The sequence below is a fragment of the Devosia sp. WQ 349K1 genome (genome assembly GCF_016595685.1).
In the GTDB taxonomy this organism is placed as follows: Bacteria; Pseudomonadota; Alphaproteobacteria; order Rhizobiales; family Devosiaceae; genus Devosia.
Genome location: NZ_JAENGO010000007.1, coordinates 148,845 through 163,416, shown reverse-complemented (window position 1 = coordinate 163,416; position 14,572 = coordinate 148,845). Strand labels below are relative to the sequence as shown.

Below are 14,572 nucleotides of genomic sequence, written 5' to 3'. Positions count from 1 at the left end.
CGGGTTAACGGAATTCGGGCCGAGCGTCAAACAAGCGGTAGTGCTCATCTAATGCATAAGGGTCCGTCATACCCGCAATGAAGTCAGCTACAACTCGGGCACGATTAGGGCCTGAGCAGGCTTTTGCTTTCTCACCCCAGCGGCCGGGCATGTCAGCGTCCGACATATAGCGCGCAAAAAGGCGTTCCACTACTGCTTCGCTCTCAAGGACCGGCTGCATGACTGACTTGTGCCGGTAAACTCGCGTCAAAAGGAAGTTTTTAAGGCCTTTTTCGGCGATTGCCGTCTCTGGGGAAAAAGTGATGATTGTGGTGCCGGCCAATCTAACATCGTCGACCGACTGCGGTGCAATGCGCTCGATATTGGCGGAACTAAACGAAATCACGTCTTCAATGGCCCGTGTAATCATGCGCCGCTGGACTTCGTGAGTCTGACGATTGGCAGGAATGCCCGGATAACGCTCAAGCACTTCGCGTACGATTGGCCCTGCCATTGGCACATCGAGAAAGTCCTCAAGGTTCAGGACGCCAGCACGCAGCGCATCGTCAATATCGTGCGCATTATAGGCGATATCATCGGCTATCGCCGCCGCTTGTGCTTCTAAGCTGGCGTAGGTGTCGAGCCGAAGATCGGCCACGGCGGGAATGTCATTCACCCCGCTTGGCAGGCCTTCATGTGTGTAACGCCCGACAGGGACGCCAGAAGCATCAATGAGCGGGCCGTTGTGCTTCAGAATGCCTTCGAGCGTTTCCCACGTTAGGTTCAGGCCATCATGCTCTGCGTAGCGATTTTCGAGCTGCGTGACGACGCGCAGTGCCTGCACGTTGTGGTCGAATCCACCAAAGCTCGCCATCGCCCGATGCAGCGCGCGCTCTCCAGCATGGCCGAACGGCGTGTGCCCAAGGTCATGGCTCAACGCGAGCGCCTCAGCCAAATCTTCGTTCAAGCGCAATGCACGAGCGATTGAACGGGCGATCTGACTGACTTCAAGGGTGTGCGTCAGTCGATTACGAAAATGCCGCCCCTCATGCGCGAGAAAAACCTGCGTCTTGTGCTGAAGGCGACGAAAGGCGGTTGAGTGGATAATTCTGTCCCGGTCGCGCTGGAATTCGGAGCGGGTTGGGCTCGGCCCTGCACCATAAAGCCGACCCAAAGTGTCTTCAGGCTTGCTGGCATAGGGGGCGGTATCGCTCATGTGTGAATTCCAGGTCTTTGCAATTGGGCGCGACGCGCCTATCTTAGGAAAAGCGTTATGACATTACGATCGCATTGGGAAAACCCATGACCGCTGCAGCACAAGTAGTACCGACAGTAAGCCTCTCTGACCGCGCCGCAAAGCGCGTTGCTCGCATCCTCTCCAAGGAGGTGCCGGGGACTGTTCTGCGTATTTCTGTGGCCGGCGGCGGATGTTCCGGCTTTCAATATGAATATAATCTTGTTCAGGAAACGGCGAATGGCGACGATCTCGTTCTGCAAAAAGGCGAAGCGACCGTTCTGATCGATCCTCTCTCGCTCGAATTTATGGGCGGCTCGGAAATCGACTTCGTAGACGATCTGATCGGCCAAGCTTTTCAGATTAAGAATCCCAATGCCGTCGCATCCTGCGGCTGCGGCACAAGTTTTGCCGTCTAAAACGCTTTACGTTCTACTTTAGTTCTCTATCCTCTATGCAACCCGGGATCGTCGATTCCGGGGTTCTGCTTGGGGAGGTAGGAATGGGACATCGCGTAAACGCTGTCATGGATAGCGCAATTGAGCAGCAGAAAATCGTCGGTGCGGAACTGCTCGTTTTTCAGCACGGCATGCAAATCATTCGGCGCGCTGCGGGTCATTTCGACCGCGAAGCCAATGTGCCGATGATGGAAAACGCGATCTATCGCCTCGCCTCCGTCACCAAACCCATCATAGCCGCGACCGCATTGGCTATGGTCGACAAGGATCTGCTCAAGCTTGATGACGCGGTTCGCGACTACCTGCCCTATTTCACACCACAGTCGCCCGATGGTTCGGAGCCGGTGATCACGATCCACCATCTTCTCACCCACACGTCTGGTCTGGGGTACGACTACTCCGCCGATCCTCAAATCTCAGGCGGACTTGGTCCGACCGAGAATGATTTTGAAGAGAACTTCAGCCGTGTCGCGAAACTGCCACTCAATTTCACGCCGGGAACCGCGTGGCTGTACTCAGTGGCAATTGACGTTCTTGGTGCAGCACTCGCAAAAATTCATGGTGGCAGCCTCGACGACGCCGTTCGCGCGCACGTCACCGGCCCTCTTGGCATGACTGACACAGGCTTTTTTGTCTCTAACATGTTCCGACTGGCCAAGCCCTATGCCGATGACACGCCCCCTCGGCCGATGGCGGAGCCAGAGCTCGCAAATTCGGAGGACGGTGGCAGCGTTCTGTTCTCACCAGCACGAATATTTTCCAAGACGGCATTTCAATCTGGTGGAGCCGGCATGGCCGGGTCTGCGACTGACTTGGCACTCTTCTTTGAGACCCTGCGTAAGGGCGGAGAGGGCATTGTGAGTAAGGCGTTGGTGGAACGAGGCTTCACCAATCAATTGGGGACTGTGGCTGGCCCCGATGCAGGCCAGAGTTTTGGCTATTTCGGAGCCATCATCGATGATCCAACCAAAGCTGACCAACCTGGCGGCCTGGGCGCGGCGAATTGGGGCGGGGTATACGGCCATTCTTGGCTTGTGGACCACGCAAACGAGCTTACGATAGTGTCCATGACCAATACGGCTCTCGAAGGGTGCACCGGGGTTTACCCCAAGGACCTTATTCGCGCCGTCTACGACGACCTGATCTAAGGAAAACCGCATGGCCCTGCGCATCGCCACTTGGAACATTGCCGGCATCAAGGCCCGCCTTGAAGTGCTGGTGCGCTGGCTAGAGGAAGAAAAGCCCGACATCGTGGGGCTTCAAGAGATCAAATCCGTCGACGAATCTTTCCCGCGCACTGAGATAGAGGCGCTGGGGTACAATGTCGAAACCCACGGCCAGAAGAGTTGGAACGGCGTAGCGCTGCTTTCTAAGCTCCCCTTCGATGAAGTGCATCGCGGCCTGCCCGGCGATGACACCGACGAGCAAGCGCGTCTGATCGAAGGCGTGTTCTCTGTGGAAGGCGGCGCAGTGCGCGTCTGCAACATCTATTTGCCAAACGGCAACCCGGTCGACACGGAAAAATTCCCCTATAAGCTTAAGTGGATGGATCGCCTGAACGTGTTCGCCGAGCAGCGCCTAGCGCTCGAAGAACCGTTCATTCTGATGGGCGACTTCAATCTCATCCCTCAGCCAATTGACTGCCATGCGCCGGACAAATGGTGGGGCGACGCCCTCTTCCGCCCAGAGAGTCTGGAACGCTTCCGCAAACTTCAGAACATGGGCATGACGGACGCCCTGCGTGCCGTTAGCAGCGAACAGCAATTCACCTTCTGGGACTATCAGGCGGGCGCTTGGCGCCGCAATGCGGGCATCCGCATTGACCATCTGATGCTTTCGCCGCAAGCGGCCGACCGCTTGGATGACGTGCATATCCATAAGGATACTCGTGACTGGGAAAAGCCGAGCGATCACGTGCCAATTGAAGGCAGGTTCAGCTTCTAGAATGGAATAAGAAAATGGCGCCGGGTGGCGCCATTTTTCTAGTTAGAACTTGCTGGCCGTATCGAAGGCACCAGAGCTTGCCATGGTAATGGCGGCTTCGCGAACATCCGGACTGGCCGAGCGCATGGCGTTGGCCAAAAGTTCGTCTGCGGAGGCCTGATCCGGCGTACCAATACACGTCGCCTGCGCCACATTGAGCCACATGAGCCCTTCTGCAGGACGAGGCGGATAATCATTGAGGCCGTTGTAGAGTAACTCGCCAAGGCGCGCTTGTGCCAAGCAGTGGCCCTTATTCGCGGCATACTGCAGCCAGCGAGCGCTCAGCGTCGGGCTAAGGCCCAAACCGTCCTCGACCTGATAGAGAATGCCGACACGGTACTGCGCTTCAGCGTCACCGAAATAGGTGGCGGCATGCATCAACATGCGGTGATATTCGTTCGGGTTCTGATGAATACCCACTTCCGGCGCGCCAACGCGGAAGTAATCGCCCAACTTCACGAAGGACCGAGCGACAATGTCAGCTTCAAGGCCCTTTGGCGCTGTGTCAGCGTGCTGGATAGCGATCTGGGAGTAGTAACCGAAGGCCTTAACCGGATCTTTGTCTACGCCCTGACCATTTTCATACATCGTGCCCAGCTGCCACATAGCCAACGGGCGGCCAGCAGCGGCATCGCTTTCAAGTGCTGACAGATAGGTATCGTCGGAGACGATCACACCGCCACCGTCGAGAGCACGCGCGAACTGGCCCGCAGCATCAGCGGCGGTCTGTGCCGATGCAGGCATGGTGGCCAACAAAGCCAAAGCCATGCCCCCTGCTGATATGGGAAGGGACTTATCCCGAGGGGTACGCATTTTACTCCTTTTGCCCGTGACAACACGGACCAGACTTTTGCGCGGCGACTGGTGAACCAGCTCCACAGCGTCACTTCTCAGTGCGCAATTTGATGGGTGCCAGTTAATGGGTTTCACCGGGGCTGGCAAAGCAATGTATAAATAAATAGTAAACATGCATTATGACCGCATTCAGGAGCGACCGGCGCGGAAATAAGGCGATATGGCGACGCTAAGCCGCCCACACTCTGCCACCCTATCCAGCCTCTGCTTTGCCGCGACCACTTCTACCCCCGGTAGATAATTTCTCTGCTTAACGGAACGCTTAGCGCCAAAAAGGATTTCCCCAAGTTGGGCTGAGCGTGTCCGCTCATGAACATGGGGAAATTTTTAGACTCAGATTGTGGCGGGAAACATGTCCAAACTGTTGTCACGCCGCGGATCTCAACGAATTGGAGATCGTTGTTGCTGAATCGTCACAAGCATTGAAACTATTTTAACTACGTGGTGTTGCGAGATGCGAAAACGTCAAGCAATTCGGGGGTCTTACCGTCACCAGCGATCTTTGGGGGCATATTTCCGTGGCGGATTATTTGATTCCGAATTTCCCCCTAAAGCCGCTGTTCTCGGTTGGAAATCCGAAATCCACGGCCCCTCAAGCCAATTGTGGCAGCGCTAGGCTGTCGGACGCTGCCCACTGACGCATGAATGGGACCGGCCCCTACCCCTGCCCCTCGTCACAAAAAAGGCCCGGATCGCTCCGGGCCTTTAAAGTCTGACTAGAGGCGGCTCACCGCTTCGCGGATCTTTTTGAGCAAAGCCCCTGCCGTTTCGAGGCGGGCCTTCTGCTCTTCGATCACCTCAGCAGGCGCCTTAGCAACGAACTGCTCATTGCCGAGCTTCTTTTCGATCCCGTCGATTTCCTTCTCGAGCTTCCCAATATCCTTCGACAGGCGCGCCTTTTCAGCAGCAATATCGATGAAGCCGGTGAGCGGCAGAGCGAAAGTGGCTTCGCCAACGACGAACTGTGCGGATTCGCCGGGAACAATATTGCTCGGGGTGATATGCTCTAGACGCGCCAGACGGGTAATGAGCGAAGTGCCCGCCACCAAGCGGCCCAGCGTCGTTTCATTGGCGCCGATAACGACCAGCTGCAGCTTGGCGCTGGCTGGAACGTTCATTTCGGCGCGGACCGATCGCGTGTTGGAGATGACATCGACCAGCCAAGCCAGTTCAGCATCTGCTTCAGCGTCTTCGAGACCCGACAGAACTGGCCATTCGGTGAGAATGAGCATGCTCTCACGCTTGTCGCCGAATTCGCCGGTCTTGGCCCAGAGCTCTTCGGTGACGAATGGCATCATCGGGTGGAGCATGATCAGGATCTGATCGAGTGCCCAGGCAGCGGTCGCACGAGTTTCGGCCTTTGCCGCTTCGTCTTCGCCGCTGAAGACTGGCTTGGCAAATTCCACGTACCAATCGCAGAACGTGCCCCAGACGAAGTCGTAAGCAGAGTTTGCAGCTTCGTTGAAGCGATAGTCCTCGATGCCCTTACGAACGTCAGCAAGCGCGCGCACGGTCGAGCCAACGATCCAGCGGTTGAGAGCCAGCTTGTTGGTCTTCGGGTCAAAGCCGGCAACGCGGCGTGCTTCGTTCATCTCGAGGAAACGCGCGGCGTTCCAAAGCTTGGTGACGAAGTTGCGGTAGCCTTCTACGCGCTGGATCGAGAGCTTTAGGTCACGACCCTGTGCGGCCATAGCAGCCAGCGTGAAACGGGTCGCGTCAGCGCCGTATTCGTCAACGAGCTTAAGCGGGTCAATGACATTGCCCTTGGTCTTGCTCATCTTCTGGCCCTTTTCGTCGCGGACCAGGGCATGCATATAGACGGTGTGGAATGGCTCCTCGTCGAGGAATTCCAGACCCATCATCATCATGCGGGCAACCCAGAAGAAGATGATGTCAAAGCCGGTGACGAGCACCTGCGTTGGATAGTAACGCGCCATTTCAGGCGTCTTGTCGGGCCAACCAAGGGTCGAGAACGGCCACAGAGCAGACGAGAACCACGTGTCGAGAACGTCGGGATCGCGAACGAGCTCAACAGACTTGCCATAATGAGCATCGGCAGCAGCTTGAGCTTCAGCTACGTCAGCTGCAACGAAAGCTTCGCCATCTGGGCCATACCAAGCTGGAATCTGATGACCCCACCACAGCTGACGCGAGATGCACCATGGTTTGATGTTTTCAAGCCAAGCGAAATATGTGTTTTCGTACTGCTGCGGCACAAACTTGGTGCGGCCTTCGCGAACGGAAGCCAACGCTGGTTGCGCCATAACATCGGCCTTAACCCACCACTGGTCGGTCAAGAAGGGTTCGATAACAACGAGCTTTGACTTCTCGTCATGCGGAACCATGATCTTCTTGTCTTCGATATGATCGAGACCACGGATCGGGTTTTCCTCGGCGAGCGCGGCCATGGCCGCAACGATTGCCTTGCGCGCATCAAAACGGTCCAGACCACGATATTGGGTCGGGATAAAGTCCGCGTCGATGATCGCCCCACGGGTGGTGAAGACGTTGATTGGCTCAAGACCAGCGCGGGCGCCGACTTCAAAGTCGTTGAAGTCGTGCGCCGGGGTGATCTTCACTGCGCCGGTGCCGAGGCTCGGATCAGCATATTCGTCTCCAACCACTGGGATGCGGCGGCCAACCAGCGGCAGTTCAACGAACTTGCCGATGAGGTGCTGGTAGCGCTCATCCTCAGGATGAACCGCCACAGCAACGTCGCCGAGCATGGTTTCCGGACGAGTAGTCGCTACGATGATGTAGTCGCGGGTTTCCGTACCCGTGACATTCCCTTCCTCGTCCTTGATCGGAAACTCATAGGTGACACCATCCGCAAGCGGATAGCGCAGGTGCCACATATGGCCCTTCACCTCGATGTTTTCCACTTCAAGGTCCGAGATCGCCGTTTCGAGACCCGGATGCCAGTTCACCAAACGCTTGGCGCGATAGATCAGGCCGCGCTTGTGCAGCTCTACGAAAACCTTGATGACGGCGCGAACCATCTGATCGTCGGACTGCCCTGCTTCACCCATGGTAAAGCGCTCACGGCTGAAGTCCGCAGAGGCGCCAAGGCGCTTGAGCTGGTTCATAATGGTACCGCCGCTTTCGGCCTTCCATTCCCAGACGCGTTCGATGAATTTTTCGCGGCCAAGATCGCGGCGGCTAACCTGCTGAGCAGCCAATTGGCGCTCTACGATCATCTGCGTTGCGATACCTGCGTGGTCGGTACCGGGTTGCCAGAGAACATCCTTCTTCAACATACGATTGAAGCGAACCAGAATGTCCTGAATGGTATTGTTCAGCGCGTGACCAACGTGCAGCGAACCCGTGACGTTTGGTGGCGGAATGACAATGGTAAATGTTTCCGCGCCGGGTTTTGCGCCCGCACCAGCCTCGAAAGCCTTTGCCTCGATCCACTCAGAATAGATGCGGCTTTCAACGGCGGCGGGTTCGTAGGTCTTTTCAAGCATAACGTCACTCGCAACAGCATCGACCCGCCAGGGTGACCATGGCGGGTCGGAAAGAGATTGGCAGACTTCAAGCAAATGCCGGGTTCGGGGTCAACAGCCGATGTTTAATCAGCATCCCCCAATCCGATCACTCTCCGCGTGATATCTTGGAAATTTCGCGTTCGACCATGCGTTCGACAACAGCTGGAAGGTGCTCGTCGAGCCAGTCTTTCAGCATTGGGCGAAGCAATTCGCGGGTCATCTGCTCAATGGTGATGGTTGGGTTGCCAATACCAAGAGCGTTGAGCTTGCCGATAGAACCACGGACCGCGGCGCGGGTCGCTGGCTCAAGCAGTTCACGAGCGATTTCGGCCGACAGCTCCGGATCAGGCAGCGGCGATGTGTCCGCTACTGCTTCTTTCGGCGCTTCAGGAACAAAAAACTCGTCTACAGCAGTAAGCTTTGGCTGAGAGAACGGGGCGAAAACAGGCTCGTCGTGCACGATTGCGGGACGGGCTGGAGCAGGTTCAAAACTGGGCAAATCGGTATCTAAATCGAAAGTGACATCTTCGGGTTCAGTGAGGGCTGCAGCGGCCACGTCAGTCGACGCTTCAGTATCTGCAAGGATCGACTCAAAGCTAAACGCCTCGACTTGACCTTGTTCAACGATTTGCGACGCATCCAATGCGAGTGGCTCCACGTCTTCGAGCATATCGCTCAAATCACGATCGGAGCCAGCGCCGAGGGCGTGAACAGGCGTTGCTTGCATCGGTGGGGGCGCAGACAAAATGGATGGCCGGCGCGGAACGCTCGCTGCGTCATCGTCGGCGATGATCTGTCGAATGGACGACAGGATTTCATCCATGGACGGTTCTTTCGTGGCCGGCTTGTTCATCTGTGCCTCTTACTCGTGCGCCCGATCACAGCGGTCCACCACCATGATTCGTAAACAAGAGATTAGCGCCAAAGACACTCGAAGAGAATCTTTGAATGTCAGCGAGAAAGCGTCATCCACTAAAACTTGTGGCCAGAACGAGCCTGGCCACAAAAGATTAAACTCTCGTTAGGAATTTATTGAGGAATCGTGCGCAATTCCTGCCAAACATCCTCGACCGCCTGCGTGTAAGGAACCGCGGTCTTGGTGGCGACACCCAAACCGAGATTTGCGGCAGTCAGGCGACCCGTTGCGGAAAGCAGCGAGAAGGTCGCAATTGTTTTCTGGCTCGACGCGGTGATCAGGCTCTCACGAGCGCTGGTCAAATCCGCCTGAGAGTTCAGGACATCCAGCGTGGTGCGCGTGCCAAGGTCCCGCTCTTGAATAACGCCTTCGAGCACGGTGTTGCTCGCAGCCACAGCAGCCTGAGCGGCCTGAATCTGCGCGTCAGCACTCTGAATGCCGGACCAGGCAGAAATAACGGCCTGACGGATCTGATCATAGGTCGACATAGCATCGACTTCCGACTTGATCTGCCCGAGGTTCGCCTGGCGCACAGCCGCACCAATACGCCCGCCGGAATAGATCGGAACGGCAACGTTGATACCAACGGAACCCGACAGTGTACCCGTGCCGGTGTTATTGCGGTTACCAACGCTGAGCGCGCCACCAACCTGACCGGTCAGCGAAGCTGTTGGCCCTCCAGAGGCGGCAGCAATATCGGCACCAGCCTGTGCTGCGCGAATGCTGGCCTTCGCCAAGAGAATAGCTGGGTGACCAATTTCAGCTTCAGCAATTGCGCCATCGATAGAGTTTGGCAGCAAGCGCGCAAAATTGTGACCAGCGCTTAGACCCTGCGGACGAACCCCAACATAACGCTGGAACGTGGCCTCAGCGGTTTCAAGCGAACCCTGAGCGGCGCGGAACGCTGCCTGCCCCTGAGCGGCTCTCGCCTGCGCCTGCGCAACGTCGATACGCGTGCCTTCGCCGACTTCAAGACGATCCTGCGCTGAGCGCAGCTGCGCCTGGAAGAAAGCGATATTTTCTTGGCGGAGCGAAACGAGTTCGCGGAACCGCAGCACATCCATATAAGCCTGAACGACGTTGAGCAGCACGTTTTGCTCGGTGTTCCGCAGCTGATATTCAGCCGCTTCTGCACCAGCACGCGCCTGTTCAATCTGTGCGTCGGACTTAAAATTATCGAACAAGGTCTGATCGTAACGCAGGCCAGCATTAAACTGGCTACCGATGACAGGATGAGACCCTGACGCCAAAGTCTGACCCGTGGCATTACTAATGCTTTCGGACGCGCCGAAACTGCCCGAAATTGTTGGCAACTTAGCAGACTTCGCCGTCACGATGTTTTCCGCCTGCGACTGCGCATTCAGAAGTGCGGACTGCAATTCAGGCGCATGTTCATAAGCTCGTGCCAGCGCCTCTGCGATAGATTGAGCCTGCGTCGTTCCAACCGAAGAAACAGCTACAGCCAAAGCCAGCGCGCTAACTTTCAGAAAGCCTGTGAACTTCATCATGCCGTCTCCTGCCCCAAAAACTCGAGCACCATGTCCGGGGGCAATAACCGGTTCATGCGCAAATCTTACTATACTTAACGCATTCCAAACGCCGGACCAATCGCCATTTGGCAACATTCGACAACTTAGAACACAAAATCGGTAGGCACGGGCCTATTAAGAGCCGAGGGCAGTATCGCATTGAAATACGACCGCTTCGTTACCCGCTCCCCGTCGCGCTCATAGACCCAAGCGACACCTGTTGGACCATCTCTTAAGACCACAACGAGCCGTCCGCCATCTGCCAATAGTGGCAAAAGCTCGTCCAGCGACTCCGCAAACATACCGCCGACGAAGATGACCTCGTATTGCTTGCCGGAAGCTTGCGTCGGCAGCTGCGACAGCAAAGAATACCCCACCGCACCAATGGAGGTGAGCGCCGCAGCGGCGTCGCCTCGCAAGTGATCATCAGTTTCGACACCATCGACCGCTGACGCTAGATGCTCAAAGATCGCAACGGAGTAGCCGGAGCCACAACCGACATCTAGGACGCGATCTTCAGGCCGACAGTCCGCCAGTTGCACCATTTGCGCAAATACTGCAGGGGCAGCCAAATAGCGGCCCGACACATTTAAAGGTTGATGCCCATCGGTATAGGCCAGACCGCGGCGCTGCTCTGGCACAAAAGCTTCGCGCGGCACTTGTCCTAGTGCTTGGAGCAAGCGCTCATTATGCACGGCCGCGGGACGAATTTGCGTTTCGACCATAGCGCGACGCGCGGCAGAGTAATCAGCCATAACTCTCGAAACTCCAATTTCTTAGAACGGCGCTCGACCGGCTAATTATCACAGCCATAAGTCGCAGTATGACGATCTGCCAACAGTGATGCCCTTAACACAGCTCACTCTGGCGTCTCGTTCCGGGCATAGAAGCCGTCAATATCGGAGCCCATACCACAGAAACGCATGCTGGCACCGCCATCAACCACGAACGCTCCCTCAGGCCCCAGCGCGATCTCGATCACAATATCAATGCCAGCCAAATCGGCCTCATTCACGCTCGCAAGCTCCCCCTCAAACGGGACCAAGCGCGCCGAAATAACACCCTCACTATCCTGCGGGCCCATCGCCCCAAGCTCACAATCAGCAGCAGTCGCACCGTCATTGGGAAGACCGCCCGCACGGATATAGACCAGCCACTCACTGGCGCTCTGTGTGAGGGTGAGTACAGCATTCGCAGGCTCGCTCCGCTCGAAAACAGCGTCGGGAACCGGAGTTTCACCCCGCGCTTGTCCGCCAATCACAAAAGCCAAGATGCCGACAGCAAAAATAATACGCATAACACCCCTCCAACACTGCGCCACAAGCTATTCAACGCAAGGGTGCAGTCGTCAAGGACGATGAAATCACAGCAGATTTGCGGCAAAGCGCCCAGCACAACGCGAGGGTGGACGCGCAACTGTACGTTGAGCAGCCGAACACTACCATCAAGTGGCGAACCACCCGAACCGGGTCAGATGTACGATAATAGGGGAAGTTGGAGGCCGCGTCCGGAATTGAACCGGAGTACGCGGATTTGCAATCCGCTGCGTAACCACTCCGCCACGCGGCCTCTGCGCGCCTTTTCAGGGGTTTAGGCTAAACTGTCAAGAACTCTTGCATGACCGAGAGAGTGTCCGTGTGCAAAACTTCGCTTATTCCCTGCAAACCCCTTAGGAGCGGGGGTTAGCTTAGGCTGGCTTTGCCGTACCAAGGATATCCACTGGCATTGGGTCGCTTGAAATGTTCCGACAGAGCCAGAAGCACCACCATATGTGTGCGCTCGGGTGTCTGGGGATCCTTCAAACAGCGCACTTTGGAGGACACGGTGAACCGATTGCCCTGCACTGCGCCGGTGGCGGTGTAGCTGAGGAAATGCTGCTCTGCGTCGTAGTTCGCCGCAACAACTTTGAAATTCATCGCGGGCCTCCCTCCCAGATGGTTATCTAAGTCATAAAATCACAATTTCTGCAATCAACCTCCGGTTAAACCAATAATCTGTTGGCCACGTGGCGGGAGGAAGTTAGCGTCCTACCAACAAATGGCTGAGAATCACGATGCCTGACACTGTGTTGACGGGGCGCAGCGCCACTGCCCAGCCGATTATCGCCGGAGTTTTGGCTGCTGTAGTCGGCTATGCCAGCACTTTTACTTTGCTCTTGGCGGCACTTACGGCGTCCGGCGCCTCGCCACAGCAGGCGGGGTCTGGCCTATTTGCTGTCTGTCTCGGCATTGGCCTTCTCAACATTGTTGTCGCGTGGCGCTCGCGGCTCCCAATATCCATTGCCTGGAGCACGCCAGGGGCCGCGTTTCTGCTCACTGTCGGCGAGCCGATCGGTGGTTATCCTGCTGTAACGGGTGCCTTTATCGTCTGTGCAGGGATGATCATCCTCACCGGTTTCATTAAACCACTGGGACGACTCGTGGCGTCCATCCCGTCGGCAATTGCCAATGCGATGCTAGCGGGGATGCTGCTTACGCTTTGCCTCGCCCCTATTCGCGCGGTTGGAGAGCTCCCTCTCCTTGCACTACCGATTCTTCTCGCTTGGGCGTTAGGGCTGAAATTTGCTCGACGCTATGCCGTGCCAATTGCCGTGGTGGTAACAGGAGTTATTCTCGCTACGACCACTCAGCTGCCGACGGGCGTGTTTGACGGCGCGTGGCCCAGTCTCATGCCGGTCATGCCAGTGTTTACTGTGGATGCGATTATCCGCATCGCACTGCCCCTCTATATCGTGACGATGGCGTCGCAGAACTTGCCCGGCCTCGCTGTGATGCGGGCAAATGGCTATGCGGTGTCCCCTGCCCCTATGTTTCTGGCGACAGGAACGGTCAGCGCGCTTACGGCCGTTTTTGGGGGGATCACGTCGAATCTGGCGGCGATCACGGCCGCAATCTGCGCGGGTCCAGAAGCGCATCCTGATCCGGGCAAGCGCTGGCCGGCCCCCATCGCCGCTGGCGGTACCTATATTCTTTTGGGCCTTATCGCTTCGGTGGCTGCCGCATTCATCGCAGCGTCTCCACCCATTCTCATTCAGGCCGTGGCGGGGCTGGCGCTCTTTGCAAGCCTAGCATCTTCCTTATCTGCAGCGCTCAACAGTGAGGACACGCGCCTTCCCGCAGTCCTGACTTTTGTCACAACCGCTTCTGGAATCACAATTATCGGCGTTGGCGCTCCGTTCTGGGGCCTGGTTGGCGGCATAGTGCTGCTTGTGCTGCTGCGTTCGCGTCCGTCGGCATGACAGTCTATGGCCTCATCCTCGCCGGGGGCACGGGGAGCCGCTTGGGACATGTGCGCAAGGCCGAGCTAAGGATTGGCGGAGAGCGCCTCGTAGACCGCATTAGCGGCGTGATGGCAGCGTCAACTGACGCCCTCTATGTGGCGACAGGTATTGCTGAACAGCCCCACCTTAGACTTGCCGCGAGCGTGCCGGACCTCGGGCCGAATGAAGGGCCAATGGGCGGCCTAAGGGCTTTCCTGCACCATATTGAACCTAGCGAAGACTCGATTGTGGTGACGACATCGGTAGATTCGCCGTTTCTGCCCGCACACTATGTCGACGCTATGCGTGCCCCCCTCGCCGCCCAAGGCCTCGCCGTCGTTAGCGTGTGGCAAGGGCAGCGCTATCCCACACATGCGGCATGGCGCGTGTCGGCGCTCAAGCAGGTGGCAGGCCAGAGTTCGCCGAAGCGCGCTTTGGAGAGCCTCAACGCGTCAGAGCTCGATTGGTCGGCCGAAAAGGCTAACCCATTCGCTAATATCAACGATTTCTCGGATCTTTTGGCTGCGCAACGGCGATCCTTGGGCTGGGGAAAAGACAAGTAATTCACAGCCTTTGCGATTAGGGTCTTGGCAAACCAGATCAGTTTGGGTACACCCCACCTCGTTCCCGGCGACACCAATCGCTGAGAACGAAAGAGAAGAAAATGTTCCGCGATAGCTCAGTTGGTAGAGCGTTCGACTGTTAATCGAATGGTCGCTGGTTCGAGTCCAGCTCGCGGAGCCATCTCTCTTTAAAAGTCTTACAGCTTGCTGTAAGCAGCCGAAAGATAAGTGTTCCGCGATAGCTCAGTTGGTAGAGCGTTCGACTGTTAATCGAATGGTCGCTGGTTCGAGTCCAGCTCGCGGAGCCA

General features: G+C 56.8%; 13 protein-coding genes and 3 tRNA genes. 7 read left to right on the top strand and 9 right to left on the bottom strand.

Annotated elements, in window-relative coordinates:
* Nucleotides 1–4: 4 nt before the first annotated feature.
* Entirely contained in the window at nucleotides 5–1,195 is a 1,191-nt protein-coding gene (locus JHL21_RS14815; RefSeq protein ID WP_200214293.1) for a deoxyguanosinetriphosphate triphosphohydrolase, read from the bottom strand.
* A gap of 86 nt (nucleotides 1,196–1,281) precedes the next feature.
* Between JHL21_RS14815 and JHL21_RS14810 the strand changes: the two genes are divergently transcribed.
* From JHL21_RS14810 to xth, 3 genes are all read left to right on the top strand, one after another.
* Nucleotides 1,282–1,632 (top strand): iron-sulfur cluster assembly accessory protein, encoded by a 351-nt coding sequence (locus tag JHL21_RS14810; protein WP_200214291.1) that lies wholly within the window; start codon nucleotides 1,282–1,284, stop codon nucleotides 1,630–1,632.
* Nucleotides 1,633–1,715: 83 nt separating this feature from the next.
* Complete coding sequence (locus JHL21_RS14805) at nucleotides 1,716–2,819, top strand: serine hydrolase (protein WP_200214289.1); 1,104 nt, start codon at nucleotides 1,716–1,718, stop codon at nucleotides 2,817–2,819.
* Nucleotides 2,820–2,835: 16 nt separating this feature from the next.
* Entirely contained in the window at nucleotides 2,836–3,615 is a 780-nt protein-coding gene (gene xth, locus JHL21_RS14800) for an exodeoxyribonuclease III (RefSeq protein WP_200214462.1), read from the top strand.
* Nucleotides 3,616–3,657: 42 nt separating this feature from the next.
* Here xth and JHL21_RS14795 read toward each other — a convergent pair whose 3' ends face one another.
* The 8 genes from JHL21_RS14795 to JHL21_RS14760 all read right to left on the bottom strand — a co-directional run bounded on the left by JHL21_RS14795 (nucleotide 3,658) and on the right by JHL21_RS14760 (nucleotide 12,358).
* A complete protein-coding gene (locus tag JHL21_RS14795; RefSeq protein ID WP_182395509.1) occupies nucleotides 3,658–4,422 on the bottom strand; it encodes a tetratricopeptide repeat protein in 765 nt (254 codons plus the stop codon).
* Between the two features lie 803 nt (nucleotides 4,423–5,225).
* Nucleotides 5,226–7,976, bottom strand: coding sequence for a valine--tRNA ligase (locus JHL21_RS14790; protein WP_200214287.1), 2,751 nt, complete (start codon nucleotides 7,974–7,976; stop codon nucleotides 5,226–5,228).
* A 127-nt stretch (nucleotides 7,977–8,103) separates the two neighbouring features.
* Nucleotides 8,104–8,850: a DUF2497 domain-containing protein gene (locus tag JHL21_RS14785; RefSeq protein ID WP_248305857.1), complete on the bottom strand. Its 747-nt coding sequence runs from the start codon at nucleotides 8,848–8,850 to the stop codon at nucleotides 8,104–8,106.
* A gap of 176 nt (nucleotides 8,851–9,026) precedes the next feature.
* On the bottom strand, nucleotides 9,027–10,421 hold the full coding sequence (locus tag JHL21_RS14780) for a TolC family outer membrane protein (RefSeq protein ID WP_199530584.1): 1,395 nt from the start codon (nucleotides 10,419–10,421) through the stop codon (nucleotides 9,027–9,029).
* A 125-nt stretch (nucleotides 10,422–10,546) separates the two neighbouring features.
* Nucleotides 10,547–11,197 (bottom strand): protein-L-isoaspartate O-methyltransferase, encoded by a 651-nt coding sequence (locus tag JHL21_RS14775; RefSeq protein WP_200214281.1) that lies wholly within the window; start codon nucleotides 11,195–11,197, stop codon nucleotides 10,547–10,549.
* A gap of 104 nt (nucleotides 11,198–11,301) precedes the next feature.
* Nucleotides 11,302–11,739 carry a hypothetical protein gene (locus JHL21_RS14770; protein ID WP_200214279.1) on the bottom strand — a complete coding sequence of 146 codons (438 nt, stop codon included), beginning with the start codon at nucleotides 11,737–11,739 and terminating at the stop codon, nucleotides 11,302–11,304.
* A 198-nt stretch (nucleotides 11,740–11,937) separates the two neighbouring features.
* Nucleotides 11,938–12,011 (bottom strand) — tRNA-Cys (locus tag JHL21_RS14765).
* 113 nt (nucleotides 12,012–12,124) lie between these two features.
* Entirely contained in the window at nucleotides 12,125–12,358 is a 234-nt protein-coding gene (locus JHL21_RS14760) for a hypothetical protein (RefSeq protein WP_200214278.1), read from the bottom strand.
* Nucleotides 12,359–12,495: 137 nt separating this feature from the next.
* Between JHL21_RS14760 and JHL21_RS14755 the strand changes: the two genes are divergently transcribed.
* The 4 genes from JHL21_RS14755 to JHL21_RS14740 all read left to right on the top strand — a co-directional run bounded on the left by JHL21_RS14755 (nucleotide 12,496) and on the right by JHL21_RS14740 (nucleotide 14,572).
* A complete protein-coding gene (locus JHL21_RS14755) occupies nucleotides 12,496–13,680 on the top strand; it encodes a benzoate/H(+) symporter BenE family transporter (RefSeq protein WP_200214276.1) in 1,185 nt (394 codons plus the stop codon).
* Nucleotides 13,677–14,264, top strand: a complete 588-nt coding sequence (locus JHL21_RS14750) for a molybdenum cofactor guanylyltransferase (RefSeq protein ID WP_182395508.1) — start codon at nucleotides 13,677–13,679, stop codon at nucleotides 14,262–14,264. The genes JHL21_RS14755 and JHL21_RS14750 overlap by 4 nt, the downstream gene beginning before the upstream one ends.
* Before the next feature lie 105 nt (nucleotides 14,265–14,369).
* Nucleotides 14,370–14,445, top strand: a tRNA-Asn gene (locus JHL21_RS14745).
* Between the two features lie 51 nt (nucleotides 14,446–14,496).
* A tRNA-Asn gene (locus JHL21_RS14740) sits at nucleotides 14,497–14,572 on the top strand.

Coding starts and splice junctions, on each gene's coding strand:
- JHL21_RS14815 (WP_200214293.1), bottom strand. CDS start 1,195: ATGAGCGATACCGCCCCCTATGCCAGCAAGCCTGAAGACACTTTGGGT.
- JHL21_RS14785 (WP_248305857.1), bottom strand. CDS start 8,850: ATGAACAAGCCGGCCACGAAAGAACCGTCCATGGATGAAATCCTGTCG.
- JHL21_RS14755 (WP_200214276.1), top strand. CDS start 12,496: ATGCCTGACACTGTGTTGACGGGGCGCAGCGCCACTGCCCAGCCGATT.
- JHL21_RS14805 (WP_200214289.1), top strand. CDS start 1,716: ATGGGACATCGCGTAAACGCTGTCATGGATAGCGCAATTGAGCAGCAG.
- JHL21_RS14770 (WP_200214279.1), bottom strand. CDS start 11,739: ATGCGTATTATTTTTGCTGTCGGCATCTTGGCTTTTGTGATTGGCGGA.
- JHL21_RS14780 (WP_199530584.1), bottom strand. CDS start 10,421: ATGATGAAGTTCACAGGCTTTCTGAAAGTTAGCGCGCTGGCTTTGGCT.
- JHL21_RS14790 (WP_200214287.1), bottom strand. CDS start 7,976: ATGCTTGAAAAGACCTACGAACCCGCCGCCGTTGAAAGCCGCATCTAT.
- JHL21_RS14775 (WP_200214281.1), bottom strand. CDS start 11,197: ATGGCTGATTACTCTGCCGCGCGTCGCGCTATGGTCGAAACGCAAATT.
- JHL21_RS14750 (WP_182395508.1), top strand. CDS start 13,677: ATGACAGTCTATGGCCTCATCCTCGCCGGGGGCACGGGGAGCCGCTTG.
- JHL21_RS14795 (WP_182395509.1), bottom strand. CDS start 4,422: ATGGCTTTGGCTTTGTTGGCCACCATGCCTGCATCGGCACAGACCGCC.
- JHL21_RS14810 (WP_200214291.1), top strand. CDS start 1,282: ATGACCGCTGCAGCACAAGTAGTACCGACAGTAAGCCTCTCTGACCGC.
- JHL21_RS14760 (WP_200214278.1), bottom strand. CDS start 12,358: ATGAATTTCAAAGTTGTTGCGGCGAACTACGACGCAGAGCAGCATTTC.